Origin of the sequence: Dapis brunnea BLCC-M229 (assembly GCF_050015995.1) — a bacterium.
In the GTDB taxonomy this organism is placed as follows: Bacteria; Cyanobacteriota; Cyanobacteriia; order Cyanobacteriales; family Microcoleaceae; genus Trichodesmium.
The window spans coordinates 1-7168 of sequence record NZ_JBNHEP010000306.1 but is presented as its reverse complement, the minus strand read 5'-3'; the positions used below and the strand labels follow the sequence as shown (position 1 = coordinate 7168).

Here is a 7168-nt window from a genome sequence, read left to right as displayed (position 1 = left end):
GAAATTGTAGGGGCAGGTTTTGCCGTTGATGATGATAATGAGAATTAAATAAAATCAACCTGCCCTCATCCATTGATAAATTTTTTTGGGGTTCGGGTTGGGTTTACGTGATTTATTGTCAAATATCACAATTAACGGTTGAACCCACCCCTACTGATTTTTGTATGGTTTTTTTTTGATAATTAATGTTTGGATGGTTTATTGTTGGATACGATCATTGAAATTGTAGGGGCAGGTTTTGCCGTTGATGATGATAATGAGAATTAAATAAAATAAACCTGCCCCCCTATCTGTTGATAAATATGTGTTGGGGTTGGGGGTGGGTTTATGTGATTTATTGTCAAATATCACAATTAACGGTTGAACCCACCCCTACAGGTTGATGTTTGTTGCGTACTGACTCCTACCCTCTAAACACAAAATTATCAGCGTCAAGTGTAGGTGCATTTTCCAGGGTGACGAATAAACCACCACTGCCTAACCCTGCATCACTACCATTCTGATTATAGAATAAATTACCGTTATTAGTATTGTAAACAATTACGGCATCGTCAGTAGCAACAGCAGCATCACTGGTGACAGTAGCAAACACATCGTCAAAATTAGCTCCGTCCTCAATAGCAGTGAAAGTTGTTCTGTCTAGGAGAATAATATCCCGTTGCACGTCAAAATCAGTAATGGTATCTTCCCCTAAATCATCTTGACTGTAAGCCTGATTTGTGCTAAAGATAAAACGGTCAATGCTGGCACCACCAGTCATTTCATCATCTCCGGGTCCACTATTGAGGCGATCGCGTCCTTGACCTCCATTTAGAGTATCGTCACCATCACCACCAAACAAGTTGTCAAAACCAAGGCGACCTTGCAATAGATCGTCGCTATCTCTACCAAACAAGAACTCATTACCACTACCACCAATAATAGTATCCTCATCAGCACTACCAACGAGGCGACTATCATCATCATTTCCTCGAATAGTTAAGACTGTATCCTGACGTGCAGACAAATTTTGAATCCGTTCGTCTTGCTCTGGAGGTGTATCTGCATCAGTAAAACTAGGGTTGCCATCAGCAGGGAAATTTTCTGAGAGAAACTCAGCTAGTGCATCTTGTTCGGAACCGTTATCAGTAAAGTTAGCATTATTAGTTGCATCTGCTGGCAAATCTTCATTTACCAATTCAACTTGATTTTCGCCAAACAGTGGGAAAGGATAACTATCGCCTCCACCTGCAAGGAAGTTGAGAGTCACCAGACGAATTTCTCGGTCTGAGTTTCCAACTATTTCACCGTTGCGAACTACAACATCGGCGATCGCTCCATTTTCATCTAGAATTGCTAAACTCCTGACGCGCTCTCCATCAGTTGCAACACCTGTAAGATTTCCATCAGCATCTTCACTAAATTCGATAGCTTGTTGAGTGGCATCAAAACTGAAGCTAAGACCACCTACCTGGGGAAATTGACCGGGAGTTGCACCATCTGCGGTTGCTGCTACACTATGCTCAAGAATTTGTTTGAGTTCTTCTGCTGTAACTGTTAGTAGAGTTAGTTCGTTATTGAAGCGGAGGGTATTCTCAATATCTAGCTGGGAAATTTGCCCTTCTTCTTTACCTACGAAATCATTTCCAGCAGGAGGCAACTGCACTAAATCGTCGGAAGTACCCCCAGCAGGAATAAATGACTGACCGATATTGTCGCGGATACCGCCACCATTTTTAAGAGAAACTACCACATCAGAGTCATATTCTTGAGCAATAAATAAATTTGCATCTGCCGTAAGATTTCCTAAATTAGTTTCTTCGGTGCGGACATTTCCTCTTGTACCGTTGAGGAATACATCTGTGGAACCGAAAATATTGCCATCTCTGTCAGAAATATTCTCATTAATAGCATTTGTCACAGCTACCACTGTGGGGTCAGCTTCATCTTCTGGATCGACATCTTCCTCGTAAACTCGGTCAACTCCCTCATCATCAGTAGCATAAGCACCACTTAAATCTTCATCAAAACTGGTAATAATGCCATTTTCGTCAAAGTCAGCGATGAGGCGACCCACATATCTATAGTTGCCGTCAGTATTAATGACTAATACAGGTTCGTCGCTAGCGGATGTGAATTGGAGGGGATATTGACCATCACGTTCGTCTCCATCTCGTAGAATGTCATCTTCTGCGGCAAGAAGAGTATTGGAACCGCCAGCAATAATCACATCAACATCTGTCAGAAGTTGTGCTAATTCTTCTTCAATACTAATCTGCTGCATGTGGGTCAGCAGAACTATTTTGTTAATACCTGTAGCAGTTAATTCATCTACTGTTTCTTGGATAATTTCAGCTAAAGCTTCAATATCATCACTATCTGTGGGCGAGACAACAACATCACCAGTGGAAGCAATGGAAGGTAAGGCAGGGGTGGTTGCACCGACAATACCTATTTCTTCCCCACCTACTTCAATAACAACACTACCGGAAATTGTATTGGGTTCGGGTGTTCCACCGTCTGCTAAAACAAAATCAGCAAGATTTTCATCAGGACCGAAGTCAAGATTGGTGCTGAGATAGGGGAACTGAGTACCTAGAAAACCATCATCACCAATTCCTGGTCCTGTAATTTCTGGGTTTGCTGCAATTAGATTAGCAATGGTTCCTGTTCCTTGGTCAAATTCATGGTTCCCAAAAGCAACTGCTTGAAACCCAAGAGCATTATTAATTAAAATATCACCGATACCTGGTTCGCCATAAAGTTCATCACTAGTATTAAAGAATGGTCCGGGAATATAAATGTCTCCAGAAGATAATTTTAAAGTATTATCAAAATCATCTTCTAGAGCGTTTATAACTGCGGAAAAATTAACAGCATCTTCAATTGCTGGAATACTGCCTTCTTGGTCAGCAGCATGAAGAATTTGTAGTTGAATTGGTTCCATGTATTTCGGGAAATTTCAAGATTTTCTCGCCTATAATATCCTCACAGAATTAAGTAATATTTAAAAAAAGCTTGCCATTAGGTTAAGGGTTAGTTAAAAAAACATATTCTTATAAATAATGCTATTATGTAGCTGAGTAATTCAGCTAAATTTAGAGTGGGAAAAAAGTATGAAACGGCGTAATTTTATTGGATATACTTTACTCTTTATTACCAGTTGTTCTGCAACGACAAATAATACTCGTAACTCGGAAATAGGGAAGAAACCAGAAAAACTTCGATTTGCAGTGACGGATGTTGTTGGCAAGGAAAAGTTGCGTGATTATGAGCCATTTCGTGCCGTTCTGGAAAAAGTATTGGGAACAAAAATTGAGTTTTTTCCAGTTGAGAGTTATATCGCAGCTACAGCAGCTTTACAGTTGAATCAAGTAGATTTGGTATTAGCTGGGCCATCGGAATATGTTGTGATTAATGCTCGGACAAATGCAATACCTTTAATTGCAGTGACTCGCCCTAATTATCATTCTGTAATTGTAGTTAATGCTAATAGTCCTATTAAATCTGTTGCCCAACTAGAAGGTAAAACTATAGCGATGTCATATATCGGTTCCACAGGTGGTCATCTGGGGGTAACAAAACTACTGATAGAGGCAGGATTAAATCCTAAGTCCGATCTGAAAATTATGATGTTGGGAGATGATGGTAGTCTAGAAAGTTTTAAACAAGGAAAGGTTGATGCGTGGGGAGGATCTACTTCAGACTATGATTTTCTCCTCAAAACAGAGAATGCATCAGAAAATGATTTTCCGATCATAGCTAAAACTGCTTTGTTACCTAGTGATGTAATTATTGTTAGTAATAAACTAAATTCTCAGGTAGTTGAAGAGTATAAAAATCTTATTGTTAACAATCAAGAACAATTAGTGATAGCTTTGGCAAAGGGAAAATCTACAAAGAAATATAAGACTTCTAAACTCGTAGTTGCTAATGATACTGATTACGATTTGATTCGTGATGTTTATCAGGCGATCGGAGAAGGGGATCTAATTGCACAATAATCTATCGTTATTCACAAGTAAATTTTAATTTGGGCAAGTGTTATTTTAAGAGCAAGTTAAACACAATAATTATGAGATTTGAGTTAGGTAAAAAGTTCTAGATTTTAGGGTATATGAAACAGTTTAACGGGGTAGTTGCATGCAACGTCCCTACAAAATAAGAATAATAAACATTAACTAGGCTAATAAAGAGCAAAAAAGTAATTTTATCTGTGTTAATTACTTAATAATTGAAGTAGGACTTAAGTCTAGCAATACTTTTGGGAATTGGTATAATACTACTAACTCACAAATAGCAAATAAACCAGAAATACTAACATTTGCCGTCAGGGATGTTGTTGAAGAATAAAAATTGGAACGTGATAGGGAACAGTTTAACAGGGAGCATCAAAAAATAAAAATAACTGTGCTTCATAAATTTCGCTCAACCCTATAGATATAGCGCTACTTGAATCGGGAATAGGGAACACTTAACTGGGAACAGTTGACTATCAAAAGGTTTCAGGATTTAGAAATTTCCTAACCTATTTGCGTAGTGCTATAAATCAAAAAATTATCAAAATAATTGGGTCTAAAACCCCGCCTTGATTGGCGAAATGTTTTTGGAGGATTGTTCAAAATTCCCGTGACAAAACAACTTATAACTTCTGACTTATGACTTATAACTTCTGACTTCATTAAGATTTTTTTTCTGTGAAAAATACACATTTTTTGAAATAAAATAGAGATAAAAATATCAGATATTTCAGGGTGCTAAATTTTCGGAGTTGGTCATTTCAGTTATCAGTTATCATTTGAGAGAAAATCTAGAGATAAAAATATCAGACATTTCAGGGTGCTAAATTTTCGGAGTTGGTCATTTCAGTTATCAGTTATCAGTTATCAGTTGTAAATAAGTAGGTATATTTAGTTAAACTTGAAAATAAATGTAGGAGCTGGTTTAGCGGAAAAGCTAGACATAAGGCCGATTTTTCCCTCAAAATCTTCCCCTACTCTGAACTATTTATTATAGTTGCTGAAAATAAAATAGCTAATAAAAATACAAGTTTTTATGCAATCTGAACAAAATGACTATTGCCAAGAGATAGAAGTTAATTATTCTCTAATAAATAAGATGCGACAGCCAAATAAAAATAATATTTTGAAACGGCTAAGTAAATTTAAGAGCAATAAGATAAGTAATGTATTAAAGCGTCTGAGTATTGCTCAAAAATTTGGTTATAGTTATGCCATAGCTATTGGTGTTGCAGTAATTGGAATTACTATAGGCTTAATAATTTCAGAATATGCTGAAAAGCAGGCGCTAAAAACATTAAATATTGCAGACAAACAAAGTAAAATTCTGAACGATCTGGAAAAATCTGTATTGGGAATGACTTCCCATCCTCAAAATTTAGTTCCAGCATTGACTAAAAATATTTGGTTTGATTTTGAGAAAGCAAAATTTTTAGGATATGTTAGTAGAGTGAGAAAAAATTTAGAAGAGCTTGCTGTTTTTATAGATACTCATCCTAATGATTTAGCTATAGAAGTTAGGAAATATCAAGAACTATTAAAATCTTATACAACAGTCACAAACGATTATGTAGATAGGATTGAATCTCTATGGAAAAAAATTGACCCACCTAATTTAAAACCAGAGGAAGTGCCTCAAGCGCAAAAAGCAATAATTGTTTCATTAACTGACAAAGGAGCTACTCAAATAGATCTAAAATTCGAGCGTTTATCGGGAAAATTAACCTCTATTCTGAAAGTAGCAGAGAGCCAATATTTGCAAGCTAATTCTAGTTTTGATATAGTAATTAAATTAAAAAGAAGAATTCTTCTTATTAGTATTTTTATTTCTCTAGGAACTGCAACATTTTTAGCAATTTACATCAGTAGTTTAATTGCTAATCCTTTAAAACAAGTGACTGAAGTTGCTCAAAGAGTTACTAAAGAATCTAATTTCCAGCTACAAGCTACTGTGAATACAGAAGATGAAGTTGGATTATTAGCGGTTTCTTTAAATAAACTTATTTTGTGGGTGGGAGAATATACTCATCAGCTAGAAATATCTCAAAAAACTTTAGAAAAGCGCGTGGAAGAACGGACTATTGAACTTACTAAAGCACTACAGCAACTTCGAGAAACTCAATCCCAACTTATTCAGACAGAAAAAATGTCTAGTTTAGGGAAAATGGTTGCTGGAGTTGCCCATGAAATTAATAATCCAATTAACTTTATTTCTGGCAATACTAAGTATGCCAAAGAATATGCCGAAACTTTGTTAGAGTTAGTAGATTTATATCAGCAGCATTATCCTCAACCAAAGCCAGAAATTGAAGATTATCTAGAAGAAATTGACTTAGATTTTTTAACTGAAGATTTGTGGAAAATTTTATCTTCTATGAAAAATGGTGCAGAAAGGATTCGACAAATTGTTCAGTCTTTAAGAAATTTTTCTCACCTGGATGAAGCGGATGTTAAATCTATTAATCTCAATGAAGGTATTGAAAATACTCTGGTAATTTTAAATTATAAACTTCACTCAATCAAATTAATTAAAAACTATGGAGATTTATCTTTAGTTGAGTGTTATCCAGCTAATATGAATCAAGTATTTATGGATATACTTGCCAATGCTCTTGATGCCATTAATGAACCAGAATTTGAATTGCAAGCAAGTCAAATAGATTTTGTTCCTACTTTGAAAATTCAAACAGAAAAAATAGATATAGATCGAGTTAGAGTAAGTTTTTGGAATAATGGTCCGGTAATACCAGCAAATATTTTAGACAAATTATTTGACCCATTTTTTACGACAAAACCTGTTGGTCAAGGTACCGGTTTAGGATTAACAAATTGCTACCAGATTCTTAAACAGCATGGTGGAAAAATTCAAGTAATTTCTAACTCTGATCATGGAACAGAATTTACTATTACTTTGCCGACCAAAATGCCTCATTAAATAATTAATAATTAATTATTAATTGTGGTCTAAAGCCTCTCCTTTTAAGCTATCCCTGATAAGGAACTCCTGAAAACCTTGTGGGGAGTGTGGGGAAGTGTGGGGAGTGTGGGGAAGTGTGGGGAGTGTGGGGAAGTGTGGGGAGGTAGGGACGTTGCATAACAAAAATGCGAACGTCCCTACAACATAAGAATAATAAACATTAACTGGGCTAATAAAGAGCAAAAAAGTAATT

Annotated in this window: 3 protein-coding genes; 2 read left to right on the top strand and 1 reads right to left on the bottom strand. The window is 36.0% G+C overall.

The window, feature by feature from the left end:
* Positions 1-403: 403 nt before the first annotated feature.
* A complete protein-coding gene (locus ACP6PM_RS35000; protein WP_426591479.1) occupies positions 404-2926 on the bottom strand; it encodes a 5'-nucleotidase C-terminal domain-containing protein in 2523 nt (840 codons plus the stop codon).
* Positions 2927-3095: 169 nt separating this feature from the next.
* Between ACP6PM_RS35000 and ACP6PM_RS34995 the strand changes: the two genes are divergently transcribed.
* Both ACP6PM_RS34995 and ACP6PM_RS34990 read left to right on the top strand, forming a co-directional pair.
* Complete coding sequence (locus ACP6PM_RS34995) at positions 3096-3983, top strand: phosphate/phosphite/phosphonate ABC transporter substrate-binding protein (RefSeq protein WP_426591478.1); 888 nt, start codon at positions 3096-3098, stop codon at positions 3981-3983.
* Between the two features lie 1051 nt (positions 3984-5034).
* Positions 5035-6933, top strand: coding sequence for a sensor histidine kinase (locus ACP6PM_RS34990; protein ID WP_426591477.1), 1899 nt, complete (start codon positions 5035-5037; stop codon positions 6931-6933).
* Positions 6934-7168: the final 235 nt, after the last annotated feature.